Source organism: Brevundimonas sp., from assembly GCF_044239655.1.
Taxonomy (GTDB): Bacteria; Pseudomonadota; Alphaproteobacteria; order Caulobacterales; family Caulobacteraceae; genus Brevundimonas.
Genome location: NZ_JBIIAY010000050.1, coordinates 1 through 21,565, shown reverse-complemented (window position 1 = coordinate 21,565; position 21,565 = coordinate 1). Strand labels below are relative to the sequence as shown.

Sequence of the window (21,565 nt, the reverse complement as noted above, 5' to 3'; positions counted from 1 at the left end):
GCTATGCGTCCGCCTGCGAGCGGGACTATGCCCGCAACCGCGACCGGGCGACGACGTCCGGGGCCTTGCTGGGCGCGGCGGCCGGGGCGGCGATCGCGGGTCCCGGCGACCGGGAGCGCGGCGCAGCGATCGGCGCGGCCCTGGGCGGGCTGCTGGGACGCGAGCTGTCGGCCGAGGAGGATCCCTGCGGCTACGGCTTCGGCGGTTACAACCGCGACGGCCGCTATGGCCGCGAACGCGTCTACTGGCAGGAAAACGGCAGGCGCTGGTGATGAATCCGCACGACATCGACGATCACGGCCTGACCCCGCAGGACCCGTCCGACCCTGCCTCGGGCCAGCATCCCGACGCGACCCTGTGTCCCGAATGCGAAGGCGTCGGCGCCCTTCCCGACGGCGAGACATGCCCAGTCTGCGACGGCACGGGCAAGGCGACAGGGCGGACCGGCGGGGGCTGATTTCGCCCTCCCCTTGGAAGCGCCGACGATCGGGCCTATATGGGTCTTGCCGGGGCTTGCTCCGGATATGGCGATAAACGCGCTTGTAATAAGCGGACCGGACCCGGGTGCGATTCCCGGCGGCTCCACCAATCGCTCCCCGTTATCGGAGGGAGATGCGGGGCCGACTAGCATCGACGGACGTGTAAAGAAGACTGCTTTCGCTCGTCCTGGCCCACCGTATCGGGCCATTTTCTAACTGCGAACGATAACTTCGCTGGAGAAGTCCGCCTCGCCGCGTAATGCGGTTCGGTTGATTTCGAATCTTAAGTCCTGAGGGTTCAGATCCTCAGGCGGGGCCGCCAGGGGGCCTGCCAACAGAACCCCTGGCACTTTCCTCACATCGCGACTTTCGCCAACGGCCCTGCGCCGCTATCAGTCGCGCTCGCAGACCTTGAGGATCAGATGGCGGAACAGACCCCGGTCGACGAGATGAACTATGACGCGCTGGCGCAGGATGCGCTGCGCGGCGTCATCCGCCTGGCGCTGGAGCGGGCGCAGAGCCCCAGCGGCATCCCCGGCGAGCACCATTTCTACATCACTTTCAAGACCCGGGCGAAGGGCGTCAGCGTGCCGCCCGACGTCATCGCCAAATACCCCGACGAGATGACGATAGTCCTGCAACACCAGTACTGGGATCTGGCGGTCGAGCCGGACCTGTTCTCGGTGATGCTGAAGTTCGGCGGCATGCCCAAGGTGCTGACCGTGCCCTATACGGCCGTGACGCGGTTCTATGATCCCAGCGTCAAATTCCTGCTGCAGTTCGAGCCGCCGGAGACTCCGGCCGAGCCGGTCCTGACCTTGGCCGAGGCCCCGAAGCCGACCGAGCCCCGGCCGTCGGGCGACGATGACGGCCCCAAGGTCGTGTCGCTGGACCAGTTCCGCAAGAAATAGCCGTCGCGACGGTCTTTTCCGATGCGTCGATCCGGATAAGCTGGCCCACACAGAGGTGCGGGGGCGGTGGGTGACGGGATCGATCTGGCGAGCGTGGACGGCCCTTCTGGCCTTGGTCGCGGCGATGGCCGCCGGGGCCCCTGCCTTCGCCCAGAGCCGGTTGTCGGACTGGTCCGGTGCGGTGATCGCAGCGGACTGGCGGACCAGTGGCGGCGAGCCGATCCAGGCCTTCGACAATGCGCGACGCGACCTGACGGCCGGGCTTCTGGCGGCGGGTTTCCAGCGCGACCGCCTGTATGACGCGACCCTGCGGCCCGACGTGGCCGAGCCGGTGACGGCGGCGCAGGCGACCCAGGGCATGGCACAGGTCACTGCCGGCGCGACGGGCGGCTGCCTGCTGTATTTCACCTCGCACGGCTCGCCGGAGGGGATGGTGTTCGGGCCGGACCGGACGCTGAACCCAACGGCCATGGCGACCCTGGTGCGACAACTGTGCCAGGCGCGGCCGACGGTGGTGGTGGTCTCGGCCTGCTTTTCCGGGATCTTCGTGGACGCCCTGGCGGGGCCGAACCGGATGGTGATGACGGCGGCGCGGCGCGACCGGTCGTCGTTCGGGTGCAGCGAGGACGCGATCTATCCCTATTTCGACGGCTGCGTGATCGAGGGGTTGAAGACGGCCTCTGACTTCGTCGCTCTGGCCAACGCTGCGCGGGGGTGCGTCAAGCGCCGCGAGGAGGCGGAAGGGCTGTCGCCGGGCTCGGAGCCGCAGGTGTCGATCGGGGCGAACATGCAGTTCCTGCTTCCGACGGTGCGGTTCGGGCATCCGCCCGGATAGCAAAAGACCCCGCCGGATGGGCGGGGCCTTCGATGGTCTGGGGCCTCAGCGGCGTCAGTGGGGCTTTTCGCTCCAGCGGGCCTTGGCGTCGTCTTCGGTGACGTTGAGGTGGACGTGTTCGTCGACGTGATCGACCCAGCTGACGGGGATCATGTGGTGTTTGAAGCCGCCGGCGAAGTCGAGCTTGGCCAGTTCGATGGTGTCGCCGTGGACGTGATCGACGCGGCCGACATGGCCGCCGTCGGAGCCGACGACTTCGAGGTGTTCCTTGATGAGCGAGGCGTCTACCATGGGGGTGTCTCCTGTCCTGATGGCGTGGACTTTCAACGCGGTAAGGGGATCGGGGTTCACGGCGGAGCTTTGAGAATGGGCGAGATCGTCAATCTGAACCGGGCCCGGAAGGCGCGCGACAAGGCCGCTGACAAGGCCGTTGCGGTGGCCAATCGCGCCGCGCACGGCCGGACCAAAGCCCAGCGCGAGGCGGCGGACACGGAGCGCGATCGGGCGGCGCGGCTGCTTGACGGCGCAAAGCGGGAGGACTGAGCGTGGGCGGCTGGTCTCGAAATGAGAAGATGAACCTGGGGCTGATCGCCTTGCTCGCCTTTCGGCGGGCCAGGGCCGAGCAGGCGCGCCGTGTCGCCAAGGACGGGACCGCGAAGGGCGAGACCGTTGCGTCCGCCACCCCGCCGAAAAGGAAGCGCGGCTGGTTCGGCTGAGGCTCAGGGGGCCTTGGGCGCGCGGATGACAAAGACCTGGCCGGCGATGACCAGAATCAGACCGGCCAGCGCGGTCCACTGAAACCGCGCGCCCTCGAACACCAGCGAGATGACGGTGGCGATGACCGGCGTCAGGGCGCCGATGTAGCTGGCCAGTGTATAGCCGTGCGACCGGCCGAGGTTCAGATACAGGCCGAACGCCACGACCGAGCCGAAGATCGACAGGTACAGCAGCGAGCCGATGTAGGCCGGGCTGAGGTCGATGGTCCAATGCACTCCGGTCAGCAGGCCGATCAGCCCCAGACCGGCGACGCCGTAGGCCATGGCCCAGGCCGTGCCGGGGAGGACGTTCGTGCCCCTGCCCTGCCCCTTCCAGGCGAAATAGTTGCCGGCGGTCGAGGCGACCGAGGCCCCCAGGGCCATGGCGATGCCGACCATGCCGACGGGCCCCAGGTCCGCGCCGATCAGTTCGCCACCCGAGATGACCACGACACCGACGGCCCCCAGACCGGCACCGATCCAGACGGGCCGAGCGGCGGTCTGGCGCTCGACCACGCGGAACATGATCAGGTTCATCAGGGCCATGCTGGCGAAGGCGACGGCGACGATGGCCGAGGCGACGCGCATCTCGGCCTCATAGACCAGGGCATAGCTGGCCCCGAAGGCCAGGATGCCTTGGGCCGAGGCGCACAGGTGCTGGAACCGCGACAGGCGGATCGACTGGCCGGTGGCCTTGGCCATTGCGAACAGGACGATCGAGGCCAAGCCGAACCGCCAGACGATCGAGGCGATCGGATCGACGACCCCGAGCTGGAACGTGATCGCATACCAGGTCGTGCCCCAAATCAGGGCGCAGACGACGACGCTGGCCACGGCGACGGCCATGGGAGAGGGTTTGAAGATCAGGGACACGGGGGAGGTCTCGGGACGGCTTGACCCAGCCGATGAACGTCACTGGACGGCGATGCAACCGTCAATGTCGCCGCGCCGGCATCAGTGCGGCTTATGTCAGATCAGGCGGCGCGGAGCTTGAGGGCCAGCAGGGTTTCCTGGGGCACGGCGGCATAGACGCCGGCGGGGCGCAGGCCGAGGCGGGACCGCGCAGCCTCGAGCGGTTCGGCGAACAGGGCCTCATAGTCCAGGGCCGGGAGCCAGCGCGCGGCGCGGCCGTGCCGCCAGGCCTGAAGCACCGCCTTGCGGGCGGGGATAGAGGCGTTCTCGCGGTGGATCTCGCGCGCGGCACCCCAGCCGATGAATCCGAAGCCGAGATTTTGCGTCTGGCCGTAGGAGAAAGAGACCACGCAGGCCTCGCCCAGCGCATCCGTGCCGTACCCGGTCAGCACGTGCCAGATGTCATGCACGTCGCGCAGCCGGCGCGAATACCAGAGGTGGGGATGCGGCGCGTCGGTGAAGGGAATGACCTCGCGCTCGACCTCGGCCAGACCGTCGGCGGTGAAGCCCTTCGCCTCGCGGAACTCACGATAGGCGGCACCGACCGTACCGGGCGCGAAGGCGGCCAGCCACGTCGGATCGTCGAGTTTCAGCGCCAGCTCGTCGCGCAGGAAGGCCTGGCGACCACCCTCGATCGAGGCCAGCATCCGCCCATAGCCCCGGGCGATCGAGCGACCGCTGAGGGCACGCATGATCTCGAACACCTGGGCGGTGTCCTCCTTGTCGCGGATCAGGCGGCGGAAGGCGGCGAGCGCCTTGAGCGGGCGCAGCTTCTGTGGCCGCACCCGACCGAAATCATCCGAGAATTCGACGGTGGTCATGGGATCGTCCCCGTGGGATCAAACACAACATACATGAGACTGATCGGCGTTAATATGGGTTCAAGTCGTCGCAAGCGGAGGCACGAATGCTGAAGAAGCGGTCGGTCTCCTTGTCGGGTCACGCGACTTCGGTGGCGCTGGAACCCGAGTTCTGGACGGTGCTGGACGCCATCGCGGCGGAGCGCGAGCTGAGCCAGGCGGGGTTGTTGGCCTGGATCGACCAGACGCGCGGACGCCGGCCGCTGGCCTCGGCCTGCCGGGTGCTGGCGCTGAGCTGGACGGCGAAAAAAAACACCGTTTGACAATCGCTTGGGGCGGCGCAATGTCCGCGCAATCGGGGTCCGTGCAACCGGGCTACCCCGTTCAAATTTCGGGGGAAACGTCATGAGCTTTCTGGAAAAATCCTGGGCACCGGCCGCCATCTTCGGCGGGCTGATCGCCGTCGGCCTGCTGGGGGCCGGGGCCTTCATCGGCAACGGCGTGGTCAACGCCCAGGTCGGCGATCGTCAGGTGACCGTGCGGGGTCTGGCCGAGCGTGGCGTCACCGCCGATCTTGCCATCCTGTCGCTGCGCTTCACCGGCGCGGGCGAGGAGCTGACGGAGACCCAGGCCAAGATCGACGGCGACCTGGCCAGGGTCCGCGCCTTCCTGAAATCTCAGGGCTATCCCGACGACGTGGTGACCATCGGTCGGCTGGAGGTCACCGACACCAAGGCCCGTGAATATGTCTCGTCAGAGAACGCGCCCCACTACATCCTGGCCCAGACGGTGACGGTGCGGACCAATGACGTGCGGCGTGTGGCCCAGACCGAGCGGGCGCTGAACGATCTGGTGCGCGAGGGCGTGGTGCTGGACTTCACGGCCCCGACCTACGTCTTCACCAAGCTGAACGAAGTCCGCCCGGCGATGATCGCCGAGGCCACCGCATCCGCCCGCACCGGTGCCGAACAGTTCGCCATGGACGCCCAAACGAGTCTGGGCGGCATTTCCCAGGCGACCCAGGGGTCGTTCGAAATCCTGGCCCGCGAGGACGTGGATTCCGAATCGACCTCGCTGGACAAGCGGGTGCGGGTGGTGGCGACGGTCAGCTATCGCCTGAAATAGGCCATCAGGTCGACGGCGGCGTCGGCACCGACGGCGCCTCGACCTTGGGCAGGTTGACGTCGACGTCGATGTCCTTGGTCGTGTCCGGCATGCCGCCGCGTCCGAAGACGAAGAAGGCGATAATCACGACGACGACCAGCAGGCCGCCGACGATGAAGGCCAGGCCCATGTTGCCGCCGCCCGAGGTGTTTCCGGTGTTGCCTTCAGCCATTGTGGTGTCTCCCAAAGCCCGTTGAACGATGGGCTGTGAACGGGACGGTACAGCCACGGTTCCCTGCGAGCCGGTCTCAAGACGTTCAGGCCGATGAACGCACTGATGAACGCGGATGCGAACGGCGTCGCTGGCGTTCACCGGTGTGCTACATATGTTCTCCCCGATTCCGCCGGCGCGTCAGCCGGCCCGAGAGCGTTGCCGACCTTGACCGATTCCGTGCCCGCCCCCCGCATCTCCGACCTGGCCCGTTCGCGCGGACCCGGCGGCGTTGCCGAACTGCCCGACTATCTGGCCGGGCTGAACCCCGAACAGCGGCTGGCGGTCGAGACGACGGAGGGGCCGGTGCTGGTGCTGGCCGGTGCCGGCACGGGCAAGACGCGGGTGCTGACGACGCGGCTGGCGCACATCCTGGCGACGGGCCGGGCGCGGCCGTGGGAGCTGCTGGTCGTCACCTTCACCAACAAGGCCGCGCGCGAGATGCGCGAACGGATCACCCATCTGATCGGGCCGTCGGCGGAGGGGCTGCGGTGGCTGGGGACGTTCCACTCGGTGGCGGCGCAGATTCTGAGGCGGCATGCCGAACTGGTCGGGCTGAAATCCAGCTTCACCATCCTGGACACCGACGATCAGGAGCGGCTGCTGAAGCAACTGCTGGAGGCCGCCAATATCGATACCAAGCGCTGGACGCCCAAGTCGCTCAGCGGGCTGATCGACCACTGGAAGAACCGGGGCTGGACGCCGGAGAAACTGCCCAGCACCGAGGACTTCGCCAACGGCAAGGGGCAGATCCTGTATGCCTCATATCAGGCGCGGCTGGCGACGCTGAACGCCTGCGACTTCGGCGACCTGTTGCTGCACAATCTGACGATCCTGTCGAAACATGCGGATATCGCGGAGGAATACCGGCGGCGGTTCCGATACATCCTGGTCGACGAGTACCAGGACACCAACGTGGCCCAGTATCTGTGGCTGCGGCTGCTGACGGCCTCGACGGGCAATGTCTGCTGCGTGGGCGACGACGACCAGTCGATCTATGGCTGGCGCGGCGCCGAGGTGGACAACATCCTGCGGTTCGAGCGGGATTTCCCGGGCGCGAAGATCGTCAAGCTGGAGCGCAATTATCGCTCGACGTCGCACATCCTGGGGGCGGCGTCGGGGCTGATCGCGGCCAACCGCGACCGGCTGGGCAAGACCTTGTGGACCGAGGACCAGACCGGCGACAAGGTCCGTGTGCGGGGCGTCTGGGACGGCGAGGCCGAGAGCCGGCTGATCGCCGACGAGATCGAGACCGCGCGGCGACCCCACGCGGGCGAACCGGGCATGAAATACAAGGACATGGCCGTCCTGGTTCGCGCGTCGTTCCAGATGCGGGCGTTCGAGGAACGGTTCGTCATGCTGGCCATCCCCTATGTGGTGATCGGCGGCCCGCGCTTCTTCGAACGGGCCGAGATCCGCGATGCCCACGCCTATCTGCGGCTGATCCAGTCGGAGGACGACGACCTGGCCTTCGAGCGGATCGTGAATGTCCCCAAGCGGGGGATCGGCGACACCAGCGTGCAGAAAATCCTGTCGGTGGCGCGCCATCGGCAGGTCTCGGCCATGACGGCGGTGCGCGACCTGATCACCTCCGACGAGCTTCAGGCCCGGACGCGGACGGCCCTGTCGACCTTCGTGCGCGACATGGACCGCTGGCGGGCCCTGGCCGCCGACACCCGCCACTGGGAGCTGACCGAGACCATCCTGGAAGAGAGCGGCTATACCGACATGCAGAAGGCCGACCGGACGACCGGTCAGGGGCGTCTGGATAACCTGAAGGAACTGACCCAGGCGATGCAGCAGTACGAGACGCTGCAGGCCTATCTGGAGCACGTCTCGCTGGTCATGGATCTGGATCGCGGGGCCGGGGATGACGCGGTGCAGATCATGACCCTGCACGGGGCCAAGGGGCTGGAGTTCCCTCTGGTCTTCCTTCCGGGCTGGGAAGAAGGGGTTTTCCCCTCCCAGCGGTCGATCGATGAGAAGGGCGAGAAGGGGCTCGAGGAGGAGCGGCGGCTTGCCTATGTGGGCGTGACGCGGGCGAAACGGGACGCGCGGATTTCGTTTGCCGCCAACCGGCTGGTCTATGGCCGCTGGACCTCGCAACTGCCCAGCCGCTTCGTCGACGAACTGCCCATCGCCAATGTGGAGGCCGAGAGCGACACTGGATACTACGGTGCCTCCACCGGGATGAAGGAGGCCAAGAGCCGCTGGGACGACGCGCCGTCGTTCGGTTCGGGCTATTCCTCACCGGGCTGGAAACGGGCCCAGTCGTTCACCGCCACCCAGACGCCGAGGGCGGCGCACGCCCGCCACACCGTCATCGAAGGCGAAGGCCGCCTGGTCGCCACCGCCGACCCCAAGGCGGGGGCCGGCTGGACCAGGGGGGAGCGGGTTTTCCACCAGAAGTTCGGTTACGGCGCGGTGCGGGTCATCGAGGGCAACAAGCTGCTGATCGACTTCGAGAAGGCGGGGGAAAAGCGGGTCATCGATACGTTCGTGGAGAAGGCGGACACCTGAGATCGGGCTCGAGTTTGAACCGGTGCTCCTTTTAAGGAATGGTATCGCTAACCCTGCGGAGATTGCGATGGCGACGCGCCGAAATGTCCTTGCCGCGACGGCGGCCGTGCTCGTGGCGGGCCCTGCTGTCGGGGCGGTCCGGACGGGTTTCGTAACCCGCGAAGGCATGGCCCTTATGCTGGACGGGAAGCCGTACAGGTTCGTCGGATCGAACGCCTGGTATCTGGCCTGGCTGGGCGCGGATGCGGACTTCGGCGACCGGGCGCGGCTGGGGCGCGAGCTGGACGCCCTGGCGTCGGACGGCGTGACCAACCTGCGGATCGGGGCCTCGGCCGAGCTTTCGCCGCTCAGGAATTCCGTGCGTCCCGCGTTTCGTGATCAGAGCGCGAGCTACAACGAAACCCTGCTGGTGGGCCTGGACCATGCGCTGGCCGAGATCGGCAAGCGCGGCATGAAGGCGGTGCTCTACCTGACCAATTTCTGGGAGTGGTCCGGCGGGATGATGACCTATCTGTCGTGGGTCAACGGCGGGCGCTATCTGAACATGAACGACCCGGCTCATCCGTGGCCGGAGTTCCCGAACTTCATCGCCGACTTCTATCGCAGTTCCGAGGCGGTCGGCCTCTACCACGACTATGTCCGGGCGGTCGTCGGGCGGACCAACAGCGTCACCGGCGTCCGATATCGCGACGATCCGACGATCATGGCCTGGCAGCTGGCCAACGAGCCGCGGCCCGCCGGCGGCGAGGCAGAGGCCGTCGCCAACCTGCAGGCCTTCTACGGCTGGATCCAGGGCACGGCCCGCCTGATCAAGTCGATCGATCCAAACCATCTCGTCTCGACCGGCGGCGAGGGGCTGAAGGGATCTGTCGAGAAGGCCGACATTGTCATGGCCACCCAGGCCTTTGCCGAGATCGACTACACCACCGCCCACATCTGGCCCGGGAACTGGGGCTGGCTGGATCGGACCGACATGGCCGGGTCACACGACTCCGCGCGGGAAAAGACACGGGACTATGTCGCGCAGCACATCGGCTTTGCGCGTCAGTTGAACAAGCCGCTGGTGATCGAGGAGTTCGGCTATCCGCGCAACGGCGACCGGTACGAACCCGCCGTGCCGACGACGATGAGAGACAGCTTCTATGCGGACATCCACGCCGCCGTCCTGGCGGATGCGAGGATTGGCGGGCCGCTGGTCGGATCGAATTTCTGGGCCTGGAACGGCGAGGGCCGGACGCGCAATCCGGACTTCCGGTTCCAGAGCGGCGACAACGCCTGGCTGGGTGATCCGCCACATGAGCCTCAGGGCTGGTATGGGGTCTTCGATACGGACGCATCGACCCGAAGGTTGGTCACTGTCCACGCCAGGTCACTGGCCGACATGTGACGGCGACGGTCGAAGGTGGGAAGGCGACCGGGACACGGGTGATCGATCGGTTCGTGGAGGCGGCCGATCGGTAGCCCCGAATCGGCTTTCCAAGACGCCTGTTCAGGCCCACAGATCGCCAACCTATGCCCCCGGGGAGCGCCTGACATGAACCGCAACATCCTGATCGCCCTGACCGCAGTGGCCGTGGCCGCCTGCACCCCGGCGGATGCGCCGAAGTCGGAGGCGTTGCAGGCGGAGGCACCGACCGCTGCCGCACTCGCGGCCGAGGCGGCGGATCAGGCAGCCTATGATGCGGCCAACACACCGCCGACCGAGCCGGTGGCGAACCTGGCCTGGCGCGCGGAACTCTGCTCGCACCTGGGTGGCGAAATCGGGGGCGACGGGTCGGAGCGGGACCGAGAGGTCCAGGCGCAGATGGAGACGATGCGGTGCGGCGACGGCCTGATCGCCGAAGGCGCGGCGCTGAAGGCCGCCAACGCTGCGGACCCCGCCGTCGTGGCGCGGATCGAGGCGGCCCTGAAGGTCGCCAGCGGCGAATAGGCCAACGCTTCCTTAAGCACGATCGCCGACCCTGCCGGACGTGACCCTCGCCCGTCCAGACCCCGTGTTCGACGAACCCGAACCGCCCCTGTGGGAACAGGCGGCGGCGATCGGGGTGATCGTCATGCTGACCGGGGCCTTGATAGGCCCCGTGTTCGCGCCGTTGCAGCAGGAGACGCCGATTCTGAGGCTGATCTGGCTGCCGGTCTATGCGGTGACCTTGGGCCTGTGCTGCTGGCGCGCCGAGCGGATGGTCAAGGCGTGGCCGGCGCTGGTGATCCTGGTCCTGCTGTGCCTGCATGCCTATGCGTCGAAATACTGGTCGATCGATCCGGGGGTGACGGCCAGGCGGACGCTTGCGCTGTTCTTCTCCAGCCTGTTCGCCATCTATCTGGGGGCCGTGTTCCGGGGGCCGCATCTGCCGAGGGTGCTTATGCTGTCGGGCCTGCTGATGGGGCTGGGCAGTCTGGTGATGGTGTTCGCCTTTCCCGCCATCGGCATCCACCAGTACGACAACGCCGGCCTGTGGCGCGGGCTGTGGTACGAGAAGAATCAGATGGGCGTGGTCATGGTGGCGGGGGCCGTGGCTGCGGCGGCCTGTCTGGCGTCCGAGGACCGACGGCGTCTGCTGCCCGCGCTGGCCCTGGTGGTGACGACCGTTCTGGTGCTGGCCACCCAGTCCAAGACCTCTCTGCTGTGCCTGCTGATCGGGGTCGGGGTGGTCGGGGCGCTGTGGGCGATGCGTCAGGGCGGACCTGCCCTGACGGTGGTGGCGCTGTGGTTCGGCGTCGTTCTGACCGGGACAGTCGGCTATGTCTTCATCACGGACCCGGCCGTGGTGCTGAAGGCGCTGGGCAAGGACCCGTCCCTGACCGGACGCACCGACATCTGGGTCGCCCTGATGCGCGAGGTGGGCGAACGGCCCTGGACCGGTTTCGGCTATCAGGCCTTCTGGGGGCGGGAGTCGATCCCTGCCGCCTTTATCCGGGCCGAGACCCAGTGGCCCGTGCCGTCGGCGCACAACGGCTGGATCGACCTGCTGATCCAGCTGGGCTGGCCGGGGGCGTTCTCGGTCGGGTTCGCGGTGATGCTGGCGTTCCTGACATCCCTGTTCCGCATTCCGGTCGCCGGAGCGCGAGAGGGCTATTTCGGCATCGCCTATTTCGCGGTCTTCCTCTTGCTCAGCCTGTCGGAGAGCGTGCTGCTGACCAACGCCAACCTGCCCTGGGCGCTGTTGCTGGCCATCATGACACGGGGGCTGCTGGCGGATCCCGAGGTTATGCGGGCACCGCTTGTTCAAGGTCGCCTTGCCCACGGTCGCGGCGCGGCCTACCTGACGCGATCCCGAATCGCAGCACACTCCCCGCATGGTCGCCGCCCCCTCCCTGTTCGATGACATCCCCGAGCCCGAGCCGAAGAAGGCCGAGGTCGCGCCGGAGCTGAAGCCGCAGGCCGCGGCACCGACGCCTGCGCCCGCTGCTGCGCCTGCCGCAGCCCCCTCCCCGCCCCCGGTCCCGGGCGGCTATTCGGCGTCGTCGATCGAGGTGCTAGAGGGGCTGGAGCCCGTCCGCAAACGTCCCGGCATGTATATCGGCGGCACCGACGAGCGGGCGCTGCACCATTTGTTCGCCGAGGTTCTCGACAACGCCATGGACGAGGCGGTGGCGCGCCATGCCAAGCTGATCACCGTCGATCTGGACGCCGACGGCTTCCTGTCGGTCAAGGACGACGGGCGCGGCATCCCGGTCGATCCGCACCCGAAACACCCAGGCAAGTCGGCGCTGGAAGTCGTCATGACCGTGCTGCACTCGGGCGGCAAATTCTCGGGCAAGGCCTATGAGACCTCGGGCGGTCTGCACGGCGTCGGCGTCTCGGTGGTCAACGCCCTGTCGGACGTGCTGGACGTCACCGTCTGGCGCGACGGGTTCGAGTGGAAGCAGTCGTTCAGCCGGGGCATCCCGCAAGGCTCGATCGTCCAGGTCCAGCCGTCGAAGAAGCGCGGCACCCTGATCCGCTTCCATCCCGACCACGAGATTTTCGGCGTCGGGGCCGCGTTCAAGCCCGCGCGGCTGTTCCGCATGACGCGGTCCAAGGCCTATCTGTTCCGAGGGGTCGAGATCCGCTGGACCTGTGCGCCCGAGCGGATCACCGACGCGACGCCCGCCACCGCCACCTTCCACTTCCCCAACGGCCTGGCCGACGCCCTGGCCGAGCGGATCGGCGAGATGGAGACGGTGACCCCCGCCTTCTCCGGTCGGGTCGAGCGCAAGGGCGAGGCGGGCGCGGTCGAATGGGCCGTGACCTGGTCCCCGATCGGGTTCGGCGAGGCCGACGGCTTCGTGCAGTCCTATTGCAACACCGTCTCGACCCCGGACGGCGGCACGCATGAGGCGGGTTTCCGCGCGGCGTTGGTGAAAGGCCTTAAAGCCTATGGCGAACTGACCAACGAAAAGCGCGCGGTCCAGATCACGGCCGAGGACGTCATCGCCAACGCCGGGGCCCTGATCAGCGTCTTCATCCGCAATCCTGAGTTCCAGGGCCAGACCAAGGACCGGCTGTCCTCGCCCGAGGGGCAGCGGCTGGTCGAGGCCCTGCTGCGCGATCCGCTGGATCACTGGCTGACCGAAAGCCCCAAACAGGCCAACACCCTGCTGGGGTTCGTCATCGACCGGGCCGAGGACCGGCTGCGCCGTCGCAAGGACAAGGAGGTCCAGCGGGCCGCCGCGACGCGCAAGCTCCGCCTGCCCGGCAAGCTGTCGGACTGTTCGCGCCAATCGGCCAACGGCACCGAACTGTTCATCGTCGAGGGCGATTCGGCCGGCGGGTCGGCGAAACAGGCGCGCGATCGGACGACACAGGCCATCCTGCCCCTGCGCGGCAAGATCCTGAACGTCGCCAGTGCGACCGCCGACAAGCTGCGGGCCAATATCGAACTGTCGGACCTGACGCTGGCGCTGGGCGTCACGCCGGGGCCGCGGTTCGACATCGATGCACTGCGCTACGAGCGGATCGTCATCATGACCGACGCCGACGTGGACGGGGCCCATATCGCGGCGCTGCTGATCACCTTCTTCTATCGCTCCATGCCCGAGGTGATCCGTCAGGGTCGGCTGTTCATGGCCCTGCCGCCGCTCTATCGCCTGTCGAGCGGGCCGTTGAGCGACTATGCCCGCGACGAGGCGCACCGCGAGGAGCTGATGCGCACCACCTTCAAGGGCAAAAAGGTCGAACTGGGCCGGTTCAAGGGCCTGGGCGAGATGATGGCCTCCCAGCTCAAGGAGACCACCATGGACCCCAAGAAGCGCACCCTGGCCCGAGTCACCCTGCCTGAGAGCGAGGACGACATCGAGGATCTGGTCGAGCGGCTGATGGGCAAGAAGGCCGACGCCCGCTTCCGCTTCATCCAGGACAACGCCCAGTTCGCGGTTGCCGATCTGGACGTGTGAAGTTACGCCTGATCCCGTAACTCGGGAGTCGGCGATGCGGTTTTCGGCCATTTGCATTGTGGCGCTGGCCCTGATCGGGACAGCGGGAGCGATATCCACACCGTCTCAGGCGCAGGCGTCGCGCGACGCGACCCCCATGCCCGTACCGATCGAGGAATGGTCGCAGGCCAAGGTCATCGCCATGGGCCAGGAAATCTTTCGCCAGGACACGGCGTCGTGGGTCGCCACCGATGCCCTGGTGGCGGCACTGGGACAGGCCGGGATCGGCGAAGTCCGTGGCTGGGTCGTCATTCCAGAAGGCCAGAACCAGAGGGTTCGCTTCTTCAAGCCTGCAGCCGATGGCGTGCAGGCAGGCTGGGACGTGCTGGTCACGGACGGTCAGGCCGGAGCGGTGGTCCCCGCCGCTGACGGGACCCTGAGCGACGAGGAGACGGCCCGCTGGAATGCGCGGCTGACGGCGGCGGCCAACATCGGCACCCTGCGCTGCTCGCAGAGGCTGAATGCGGTGGTCGCGCGCGATCCCGACAGTGACGGCTGGCTGGCCTGGCTGCTGACCTCGACGACCGACGCCAATATCATTCCGATGGGAGGCCATTACCGTTTCAGGATCAGTGCCGACGGCAGAACCGTGCTGCGCCGGGACCAGCTGACCAACACATGCCTGAACCTGCCGAAGAATCAGGCACCGCGAGGAGCTCAGTCGGTCGGCCTGGTCGTCAGTCAGATCGTGTCGGCCGGACCCGTCGAGACCCATGTCTTTCTGTCGTTGCAGAACCGGATCCCGATCTATGTCAGCGCGGGCGACAGGATGTTCGCTGTCGAGGGTGCCAGCATCCGCGACGCCAGCGCCGCGCTGCGTCGATGACCAAGGTCACGCGTCGCGGAATGGGTCTGGGCGCTGTGGGCCTGGTTGCCGCATCGCCCGGGCCGGTCGTGGCCCAGGAATCGGCGGCGGAGCCGGTCGTGTCGTCCGATTTCATCTACGACGACGCCCCCTATCCTGAGGCCCATGCCTCGACGGTCGTGCAGACGACCGATGGAACCCTGGCCGCCGCCTGGTTCGGCGGGACCAGGGAGCGCAATCCCAACGTGGAGATCTGGTTCGCGCGGCGTGAAGACGGGCGGTGGACGACGCCCGTCAGCGTCACCACGGGCGTTCAGGTCGACGGGTCGCGGCATCCGACCTGGAACCCGGTGCTGTTCCAGCCGCCGGGAAGTGACCTGCACCTGTTCTACAAGGTCGGGCCGACGCCTCAGGACTGGTGGGGCATGGTGATGACGTCAGCTGACGGCGGACGCAGCTGGTCGGCACCGCGTCGGCTGCCGGACGGGATCCTCGGGCCGATCAAGAACAAGCCGGTCGTTCTGGCGGACGGGTCATGGCTGTCGCCCTCCAGCGTGGAGCTGGCCGAGGGCGTCGGGGCCGGCGCCGGGGCGGGCTGGAGCCTGCATTTCGAACGCAGCGAGGATCGCGGCCGGAGCTGGACCCGGACCGACCCGGTCCCCTCGCCGCTCAACATCGACGCCATCCAACCCAGTGTGCTGGTCCATGCGGACGGGGTGTTGCAGGCCGTGGCGCGGACCCGACAGGGCGCGCTGGCCTCGACCTGGTCGCGGGACGGCGGGCGGACCTGGTCGGGTCTGGGGGCGATCGACCTGCCCAATCCGAACTCGGGGACGGACGCCCTGACCCTGGCCGACGGGCGGCACCTGTTGATCTACAATCATTCGGGCCATGCGGCACAGACGCCCGGCAAGGGACCCCGCTATCCGCTGATGCTGGCGGTGTCGGACGACGGGGTGCGTTGGCGGCCGTCGCTGGTGCTGGCCACCGAGCCCCTGCCCAGCGGCTATGCCTATCCGGCGATCATTCAGGCGGCGGACGGGATGATCCATGCGACCTGGACCCATGATCGGCGCAGGATCACCCATGCGATGATCGACCCCCGCCGCCTGGTCTAACCGGCGGCCACGGGCTCGGGTGGAACAAGCCCTGCCAGCTTGCGGCTGAGTTCGCGGCGCAGAAGCCACAGGGCAATCAGGCAGTGGATCACCACCGCCGTCGCCGACAGCCACCAGATATGCTCCAGCCGGGCCCAGGACTGGGCAGAGAGCCAGATGGCCGGGCCCGCGAACAGGAACAGGCGCGAGACGCTGCCGTACAGCGCCGGTCGGGTGTCGCCCAGAGCCTGAAAGGTGCCTGAGGCGATGAAGATCAGACCGGTGCCCAGGAAGTTCAGCGAGATGATTCGCAGGAAGCCTGCGCCGATCTCGATCACCGCCCGATCCGGGGCGAAGACGCGGATCAGGGCCTCTGGCCAGATCTGGCAGACAAAGGTCAGTACCAGCATCAATGCCGACGAGATCACCGCTGCGTCCCGCACCGTGCGACGCACCCGGTCCGCCCGGCCCGCTCCGAAGTTCTGGCCAGCCACCGGCGCGACGGCGAATGAGATCGCCATGGCGGGAAGGAAGATGGCCTGCATGACCCGTGATCCGACGCCGTAACCGGCCTGGGCCTCGGGGCCGAAATGGCGGATCACGCCATAGATGACGGCCGTGGTGATGAACATCAGCAGGAACTCCGCCGCCGACGGCAGTCCGATGCCGATGATGCGCCGCCACTGCGCGAAGTCAGGGCGCGGAAGAGGAATGGCTTTCGCAAAAATCGTCTGGACGCGCGGGAACAGCAGCAGGGTGGCCACCATCCCGACCCCCGCCGAGATCGAACTGGCCAGACCGGCCCCGAAGACGCCGAACGCATGACCGGTACCCCAGCCGGCGACCAGGACCGGCGCGAGGATCACGTTCAGGATCACCGTACCCGCCTGGATCAGCATGGCGGGGCGGACGACGCCCGCGGCCCGGAGCGCCGAAGCCATGATCCCGGTCGGAAACATCAGGGCGACCGCCGGCAGGAAGCCCATCAGATAGACGACCCCGGCCTCCAGCGTGCCCTCGTCGGCGGCCAGCAATGCCAGGGCCGGGCGAGAGAACAGATAGCCGAGCACCAGACTGGCGACCGCCAGAATCAGCGACAGGAGCATGGCCTGGCCATAGACGGCGCGGGCCTGATCCAGGTCCTTGGCGCCGATCGACCGCGCGATCAGCGAAAGACCCCCGACCCCGACCATCTGGGACGCCGCCATGGCCAGGAAGAAAACATTGCCGGCCAGACCGACACCGGCGATCGCCTCGGGGCCCTGGCTGGCCACGAAATAGAGGTCGACGAGGAAATACAGTGTCTGGAAAATCAGGCCGATGCCGATGAACGCGGCCATGCCCAGCAGGCGTCCGGTAATCGATCCCTGGGTCAGGTCTTGCTGCATGATGGTGTCCCCCGGGCGGTCGTTAGCACGGGTCGCGAGGACAGGATGTCACACCCCGGTCACGCCCGCAGGCCAATCCGGCGATCGCCCAGCAGTCATCGCGACGCTTCGCCACGCCACGGCCTCCCGTGAATAATCTGTCGTAAAATCAGAGACTTCAACGGACTGTAACACGCCTTGACCAATCGAGCCCTCGGCGATAGGTTCCGCGCGAAATTCAGACCCGTTCCGGCTCGCCGGGACACCGGGCAAACACAACCCATGGCCACTCCTCAGGAATCGCGCGAAGAGGCGATCAAACGCCTCTCCGCCAGCGCATCCTCGCTGGAGGCGCGGACCGCCAACCCCGTTTCGCATGAAGCGGCGGGTCAGGCGGCGGCGGGTCAGGCCTGGCGGATCATCGCCGACCTGTTCGGTGGGGTGTTCGTCGGCCTGGCGTTGGGGGCGATCGTGGACCGGTTCTTCGAGACCGGGCCGTGGGGTTTGATCGGCGGCGTCCTTCTGGGCTTCGCCGTTTCGGTATTTATGGCCTGGTCGACGGCGCAACGCCTGATGGCCCAGGCAAGAGCAACGGGAGTGGAGCCGAAGTCGGTTCCCTTCGACGAAGACGAAGAAGACTAAGGGGCCCATGGCTGATCCGCTGCACCAGTTTAAGATCGAACCCCTGATCGATTTCGGGACGGTTACCCTGCCCGTCGTCGGCGAGCAGCAGATCGCCTTCACCAACTCGCACCTGGCCATGACCATCGCGTTCGGCCTGGTGATCCTGTTCCTGCAACTGGTGACCGCCAAGGCCACGGTCGTGCCGGGCCGGATGCAGTCGGCGGGCGAGACCCTGTTCGGCATGATCGACGGGATCGTCGATTCCATCATCGGTCACGAGGGGCGCAAGCTGTTCCCCTTCGTGTTCACCGTCTTCACCTTCATCCTGGCCATGAACTTCATCGGCCTGTTCCTGACCTTCACGGCGACGTCCCAGATCGCGGTCACCGCCACCTTCGGCGTGATCACCATCCTGCTGGTGCTGGCCATCGGCTTCGCCAAGCACGGCCTGGGCTTCTTCAAGCTGTTCGTGCCGTCGGGCGTGCCGATCTTCGTGCTGCCCTTCGTGGTCATCATCGAGTTCGTGTCGTTCCTGCTGCGCCCCATCACCCTGACGCTTCGTCTGTTCGGCAACATGATGGGCGGCCACGTCGCGCTGAAGGTGTTCGCGGGCTTCGTCGTCATCGGCGTCACGGGTGCCGTGGGCTGGCTGGGCCTGCCGATCGCGCTTCTGTCGATGGGCATGACCGTCGGCCTGACCGCGCTGGAGTTCCTGGTGGCCTTCCTCCAGGCCTTCGTCTTCGCCGTTCTGACCTGCATCTATCTGAATGATGTGGTCAACCTGGGCCACGGGCACTAAAGCCCCACCTCAGTTTTCGTCCCTAACCAACCAACCCCAGACTAGGACTAAAGATTATGGAAGCAGAAGCCGCCAAGCTCATCGGCGCTGGCCTCGCAATGACCGGCATGATCGGCGCCGGCATCGGCGTCGGCAACATCTTCGGCTCGTTCCTGACGGGCGCCCTGCGCAACCCGTCGGCCGCCGGCTCGCAAATCGGCAACCTGTTCGTCGGCGCCGCCCTGGCTGAAGCCCTGGGCATCCTGTCGTTCGTTCTGGGTATCCTGATCTACTCGGCCTAAGGCCGCCTTTGCGGACAGGCTCAGGCCCGGATGATCCGGGCCTGAGCCTTTTCGATTGATTTGCAAGACAGACGAAGCATGGCCACGCACACACCCGACCTCGGTTCCGCCGCTCCTCATGACGCTCACGCGGCGCATGGCGATGTGGTCGACACCACGCATGCCTCGACCGAGGCCGCGCATGGCGAGGGTGGTGGCCTGCCTCAGTTCGAATTCCAGCACTGGTTCGGTCAGATCGTCTATCTGGTTGTCCTGTTCGCCATTCTCTACTGGCTGATCGCCAAGGTCTTTGCCCCGCGCATGCGCCGGGTGTTCGACGAGCGCGCCAGCACGATCTCCACCGCCGTCGCCACCGCCCGTCAGGTCCAGGCCGAAGCCGCCTCCCAGGCCGAGATCGCCAAGGCCGAGGTCGCCGAGGCCCGCGCCTCGTCGCGCGCCACCGCCGCCGCCGCCAAGGCCCGGGTGACCGAGGAAGCCAACCGCCGCGCCGCCGAGGAAGAGGCCGTCGTCAATGCCCGCATCGCCGAGGCTGAACTGGCCATCGGCAAGACCCGCGACGCCGCCATGACCAATGTCTCGGCCATCGCCACCGACACCGCCGCCGCCATGGTCGAGCGCCTGACCGGCAAGGCCGCCACGGCCGCCGAAGTCGCCGCCGCCGTCAAGGAAGCTGCCTGATATGCCCGCGTTTCTGACCGCACACTTCTATAACTTTGCCGAGGCCGAGCTGTGGGTCGGCGTCGGCCTGCTGATCTTCATCGGCATCTGCATCTTCGTCGGCGTGCCCAAGCTGGTTGCCGGTGCCCTCGACGCCAAGGCCGCCAAGATCCAGTCCGAGCTGGACGAGGCCACGCGCCTGCGCACCGAAGCCGAGGCCCTGCTGGCCACCATCCGCGCCGAGAAGGCCGAGGCCGAGGCCCAGGCGGCTGAAATGCTGCGCGCCGCCGAGGCCGATGCGCGCGTCATGGAAGCCGACGCCAAGGTCAAGCTGGAGGAAACCCTGGCCCGCCGTCAGGCCCTGGCCGAGCGTCGCATCGCCCAGGCCGAGGCCCAGGCCATGACCGAGGTCAAGCAGGCCGCCGCCGACCTGGCCGCCCGCGCCGCCGAGCAGATCCTGACCGCCCGCGTTTCGGGCCAGAAGAGCGATCCGCTGCTCGACGCCGCGATCGGCCAGATTGCCGGTCGCCTGAACTAGATTCGTTCGACTTCGAACCGATCAGGCCCCGCCGGCGACGGCGGGGCCGTTTTGATTCAGTGCGCCGGGACGCCGTCCATCAGCTTGGCCGCGCGCTTCTCGCGCTCGACCAGGTTGCCGTAGACCGTGCCCATCACGAAGCCGAAGATGACGTTCGAGACCAGCAACCAGGCGATGGTGATGCCCAGGGTGCCGCCGCTGAACACCCCCGGGTCGCCGAACATCAGCAGACCGACGATCAGGACGCAGAAGGCCCCGACCGCAAAGGCGATGCCCTTGGTGGCCGGCAGGTCGGTGGGCAGACGCGGGCAGACGATCGCGTAAAGCGACCCCAGCACCACCGTGCCGGTGACGACGTGAGCGATCCAGCCGACGACGTGATTGCCCTCCATGCCCATCATGAACGCCAGCATGTCCGGGTAGGGCGTGACCCAGGGACCGGCCATCATATTGATCGCCTCGAGGATCGAGACCACCACAGTGGCCGCAAAACCCGCGACCACACCCTTTTGTACGCGTGACATCATAACGACAGCGCCTCCCAACGCATTTGTCTGTTCCGATAACGCGAGGGAGAGACTACGCCTCTGAGTACAGGGCGCCATTCGGCCACAATCACGAACGCGTGCTTCGCAGATGCGATGCCGCAGCGCGACGCAGGGTCGGATCAGGGGTGGGTCAGGCCTTGTGGAAGGTCCGACGCCAGACGCGGCGAAGCGTCTTGCGGAACCGACCCAGGGGGCCGCGACGGCGACGCAGGACCATCTTCTCGGCCCGCAGCGCCTGTTGCCAGAAGACCGGCGCGATCTCGGGGTTCTTCCGCAGCAGGCGGCGGAACGGATAGACATAGCGCGGGCGGGCATACTGGGCGCGGATGAACTGGCGCTTGGCCCAGTAGGAACTGCGCAGCACCAGAACCAGACCGACGGCGATGACCGGCACCCCGCCCGGGCCCGGCAATGGCGCGATCAGGATGCCCAGGATGATCACCAGCACCCCGGCGACCAGCATCGCGCTGCGGCGCAGGGCGCGCAGCGGATCCCGCGGACGGGATGAGAAGCCGGAAAGAGCGGGCACGAAGGTCACGGGCGATCCAAGTGGAGGTCAGTCAGTTCTGTACAACGTCGCCGGAGTTCTCCGGGTCCACGATCGGCGGCGAAAACCACGACCGTGACGACCTTGCCACACAGGTGTTTACATTCTGCTTCGGTGGCTGAACCGAGGCTGAACGGTGAAGGTTTTGTAAGGCGGGATCGGACCCGCAGATCGGTGGCCAATGGGCCACAGGCAGTGGACCTATCCGAAGGTCACGCCAGTGATCTGCTCTGACATCGTCCAGAGCCTTGCGGCGACGCCGGTGTCCATTGCCTGCGGGCTGATCCGGGCCGGACCGGG

27 protein-coding genes and 1 other RNA gene are annotated in these 21,565 nt (G+C 67.1%); 21 read left to right on the top strand and 7 right to left on the bottom strand.

What is annotated here, in order from left to right; translation table 11 throughout:
* The 5 genes from ACILQR_RS08660 to ACILQR_RS08640 all read left to right on the top strand — a co-directional run.
* Positions 1–272 (top strand): glycine zipper 2TM domain-containing protein (locus ACILQR_RS08660; RefSeq protein WP_395651045.1); only part of this gene is annotated, 272 nt, incomplete at its 5' end.
* Entirely contained in the window at positions 272–457 is a 186-nt protein-coding gene (locus tag ACILQR_RS08655) for a hypothetical protein (RefSeq protein WP_395651044.1), read from the top strand. The genes ACILQR_RS08660 and ACILQR_RS08655, both read left to right, overlap by 1 nt.
* 9 nt (positions 458–466) lie before the next feature.
* Positions 467–830: a transfer-messenger RNA gene (ssrA, locus tag ACILQR_RS08650) on the top strand.
* Positions 831–901: 71 nt separating this feature from the next.
* Positions 902–1,390, top strand: a complete 489-nt coding sequence (locus tag ACILQR_RS08645) for an SspB family protein (RefSeq protein WP_395651043.1) — start codon at positions 902–904, stop codon at positions 1,388–1,390.
* Between the two features lie 70 nt (positions 1,391–1,460).
* Positions 1,461–2,225: a C13 family peptidase gene (locus ACILQR_RS08640; protein WP_395651042.1), complete on the top strand. Its 765-nt coding sequence runs from the start codon at positions 1,461–1,463 to the stop codon at positions 2,223–2,225.
* A gap of 54 nt (positions 2,226–2,279) precedes the next feature.
* Here the strand turns inward: ACILQR_RS08640 and ACILQR_RS08635 are convergent, their stop codons facing one another.
* Complete coding sequence (locus tag ACILQR_RS08635; RefSeq protein ID WP_271144459.1) at positions 2,280–2,516, bottom strand: DUF2171 domain-containing protein; 237 nt, start codon at positions 2,514–2,516, stop codon at positions 2,280–2,282.
* A 75-nt stretch (positions 2,517–2,591) separates the two neighbouring features.
* Between ACILQR_RS08635 and ACILQR_RS08630 the strand changes: the two genes are divergently transcribed.
* Together ACILQR_RS08630 and ACILQR_RS08625 are read left to right on the top strand one after the other, a co-directional pair.
* Positions 2,592–2,768 carry a DUF4169 family protein gene (locus tag ACILQR_RS08630; protein WP_395651041.1) on the top strand — a complete coding sequence of 59 codons (177 nt, stop codon included), beginning with the start codon at positions 2,592–2,594 and terminating at the stop codon, positions 2,766–2,768.
* A gap of 29 nt (positions 2,769–2,797) precedes the next feature.
* Positions 2,798–2,941, top strand: a complete 144-nt coding sequence (locus ACILQR_RS08625) for a hypothetical protein (RefSeq protein WP_395651040.1) — start codon at positions 2,798–2,800, stop codon at positions 2,939–2,941.
* Between the two features lie 3 nt (positions 2,942–2,944).
* Here the strand turns inward: ACILQR_RS08625 and ACILQR_RS08620 are convergent, their stop codons facing one another.
* Together ACILQR_RS08620 and ACILQR_RS08615 are read right to left on the bottom strand one after the other, a co-directional pair.
* A complete protein-coding gene (locus ACILQR_RS08620; RefSeq protein ID WP_395651039.1) occupies positions 2,945–3,853 on the bottom strand; it encodes a DMT family transporter in 909 nt (302 codons plus the stop codon).
* A 101-nt stretch (positions 3,854–3,954) separates the two neighbouring features.
* Positions 3,955–4,713: a Coq4 family protein gene (locus ACILQR_RS08615; protein WP_395651038.1), complete on the bottom strand. Its 759-nt coding sequence runs from the start codon at positions 4,711–4,713 to the stop codon at positions 3,955–3,957.
* 86 nt (positions 4,714–4,799) lie between these two features.
* On the opposite strand from ACILQR_RS08615, the gene ACILQR_RS08610 reads away from it, so the two are divergent.
* Together ACILQR_RS08610 and ACILQR_RS08605 are read left to right on the top strand one after the other, a co-directional pair.
* Positions 4,800–5,015 carry a ribbon-helix-helix domain-containing protein gene (locus tag ACILQR_RS08610; RefSeq protein WP_395651037.1) on the top strand — a complete coding sequence of 72 codons (216 nt, stop codon included), beginning with the start codon at positions 4,800–4,802 and terminating at the stop codon, positions 5,013–5,015.
* 82 nt (positions 5,016–5,097) lie between these two features.
* Positions 5,098–5,817, top strand: coding sequence for an SIMPL domain-containing protein (locus ACILQR_RS08605; RefSeq protein ID WP_395651036.1), 720 nt, complete (start codon positions 5,098–5,100; stop codon positions 5,815–5,817).
* A 4-nt stretch (positions 5,818–5,821) separates the two neighbouring features.
* Here the strand turns inward: ACILQR_RS08605 and ACILQR_RS08600 are convergent, their stop codons facing one another.
* Positions 5,822–6,028, bottom strand: a complete 207-nt coding sequence (locus ACILQR_RS08600) for a hypothetical protein (RefSeq protein WP_395651035.1) — start codon at positions 6,026–6,028, stop codon at positions 5,822–5,824.
* A 207-nt stretch (positions 6,029–6,235) separates the two neighbouring features.
* Here ACILQR_RS08600 and ACILQR_RS08595 point away from each other — a divergent pair, with 207 nt between their 5' ends.
* From ACILQR_RS08595 to ACILQR_RS08565, 7 genes are all read left to right on the top strand, one after another.
* Positions 6,236–8,587, top strand: coding sequence for an ATP-dependent helicase (locus ACILQR_RS08595; RefSeq protein ID WP_395651034.1), 2,352 nt, complete (start codon positions 6,236–6,238; stop codon positions 8,585–8,587).
* A gap of 67 nt (positions 8,588–8,654) precedes the next feature.
* The gene (locus tag ACILQR_RS08590; protein WP_271144468.1) at positions 8,655–9,974 is read left to right on the top strand and encodes a cellulase family glycosylhydrolase; all 1,320 of its coding nucleotides are present in this window, start codon (positions 8,655–8,657) and stop codon (positions 9,972–9,974) included.
* A gap of 147 nt (positions 9,975–10,121) precedes the next feature.
* Positions 10,122–10,517: a hypothetical protein gene (locus ACILQR_RS08585; RefSeq protein ID WP_271144469.1), complete on the top strand. Its 396-nt coding sequence runs from the start codon at positions 10,122–10,124 to the stop codon at positions 10,515–10,517.
* Positions 10,518–10,557: 40 nt separating this feature from the next.
* Complete coding sequence (locus ACILQR_RS08580) at positions 10,558–11,913, top strand: O-antigen ligase family protein (protein ID WP_395651033.1); 1,356 nt, start codon at positions 10,558–10,560, stop codon at positions 11,911–11,913.
* On the top strand, positions 11,885–13,963 hold the full coding sequence (locus ACILQR_RS08575) for a DNA topoisomerase IV subunit B (RefSeq protein ID WP_395651032.1): 2,079 nt from the start codon (positions 11,885–11,887) through the stop codon (positions 13,961–13,963). Before ACILQR_RS08580 ends, ACILQR_RS08575 begins: the two co-directional genes overlap by 29 nt.
* 136 nt (positions 13,964–14,099) lie before the next feature.
* Positions 14,100–14,828, top strand: coding sequence for a hypothetical protein (locus tag ACILQR_RS08570; protein ID WP_395651031.1), 729 nt, complete (start codon positions 14,100–14,102; stop codon positions 14,826–14,828).
* Positions 14,825–15,925 (top strand): exo-alpha-sialidase, encoded by a 1,101-nt coding sequence (locus tag ACILQR_RS08565; protein WP_395651030.1) that lies wholly within the window; start codon positions 14,825–14,827, stop codon positions 15,923–15,925. Before ACILQR_RS08570 ends, ACILQR_RS08565 begins: the two co-directional genes overlap by 4 nt.
* On the opposite strand, the gene ACILQR_RS08560 is transcribed toward ACILQR_RS08565, so the two are convergent.
* On the bottom strand, positions 15,922–17,292 hold the full coding sequence (locus ACILQR_RS08560; protein WP_395651029.1) for an MATE family efflux transporter: 1,371 nt from the start codon (positions 17,290–17,292) through the stop codon (positions 15,922–15,924). The genes ACILQR_RS08565 and ACILQR_RS08560 overlap by 4 nt on opposite strands.
* A gap of 261 nt (positions 17,293–17,553) precedes the next feature.
* On the opposite strand from ACILQR_RS08560, the gene ACILQR_RS08555 reads away from it, so the two are divergent.
* The 5 genes from ACILQR_RS08555 (at position 17,554) to ACILQR_RS08535 (ending at position 20,170) form a co-directional block, all read left to right on the top strand.
* On the top strand, positions 17,554–17,913 hold the full coding sequence (locus ACILQR_RS08555; protein WP_395651028.1) for an AtpZ/AtpI family protein: 360 nt from the start codon (positions 17,554–17,556) through the stop codon (positions 17,911–17,913).
* A gap of 7 nt (positions 17,914–17,920) precedes the next feature.
* Positions 17,921–18,694, top strand: coding sequence for a F0F1 ATP synthase subunit A (locus tag ACILQR_RS08550; protein ID WP_271144476.1), 774 nt, complete (start codon positions 17,921–17,923; stop codon positions 18,692–18,694).
* A 56-nt stretch (positions 18,695–18,750) separates the two neighbouring features.
* Positions 18,751–18,975 carry a F0F1 ATP synthase subunit C gene (locus ACILQR_RS08545; protein WP_269516148.1) on the top strand — a complete coding sequence of 75 codons (225 nt, stop codon included), beginning with the start codon at positions 18,751–18,753 and terminating at the stop codon, positions 18,973–18,975.
* 78 nt (positions 18,976–19,053) lie between these two features.
* Positions 19,054–19,653, top strand: a complete 600-nt coding sequence (locus ACILQR_RS08540; RefSeq protein WP_395651027.1) for a hypothetical protein — start codon at positions 19,054–19,056, stop codon at positions 19,651–19,653.
* 1 nt (position 19,654) lies between these two features.
* Positions 19,655–20,170, top strand: coding sequence for a F0F1 ATP synthase subunit B (locus ACILQR_RS08535; protein WP_271144478.1), 516 nt, complete (start codon positions 19,655–19,657; stop codon positions 20,168–20,170).
* 56 nt (positions 20,171–20,226) lie between these two features.
* Here the strand turns inward: ACILQR_RS08535 and ACILQR_RS08530 are convergent, their stop codons facing one another.
* Positions 20,227–20,697, bottom strand: a complete 471-nt coding sequence (locus ACILQR_RS08530) for a DUF6789 family protein (RefSeq protein WP_395651026.1) — start codon at positions 20,695–20,697, stop codon at positions 20,227–20,229.
* 151 nt (positions 20,698–20,848) lie between these two features.
* Complete coding sequence (locus ACILQR_RS08525) at positions 20,849–21,256, bottom strand: PGPGW domain-containing protein (RefSeq protein ID WP_395651025.1); 408 nt, start codon at positions 21,254–21,256, stop codon at positions 20,849–20,851.
* Between the last annotated feature and the right edge of the window lie 309 nt (positions 21,257–21,565).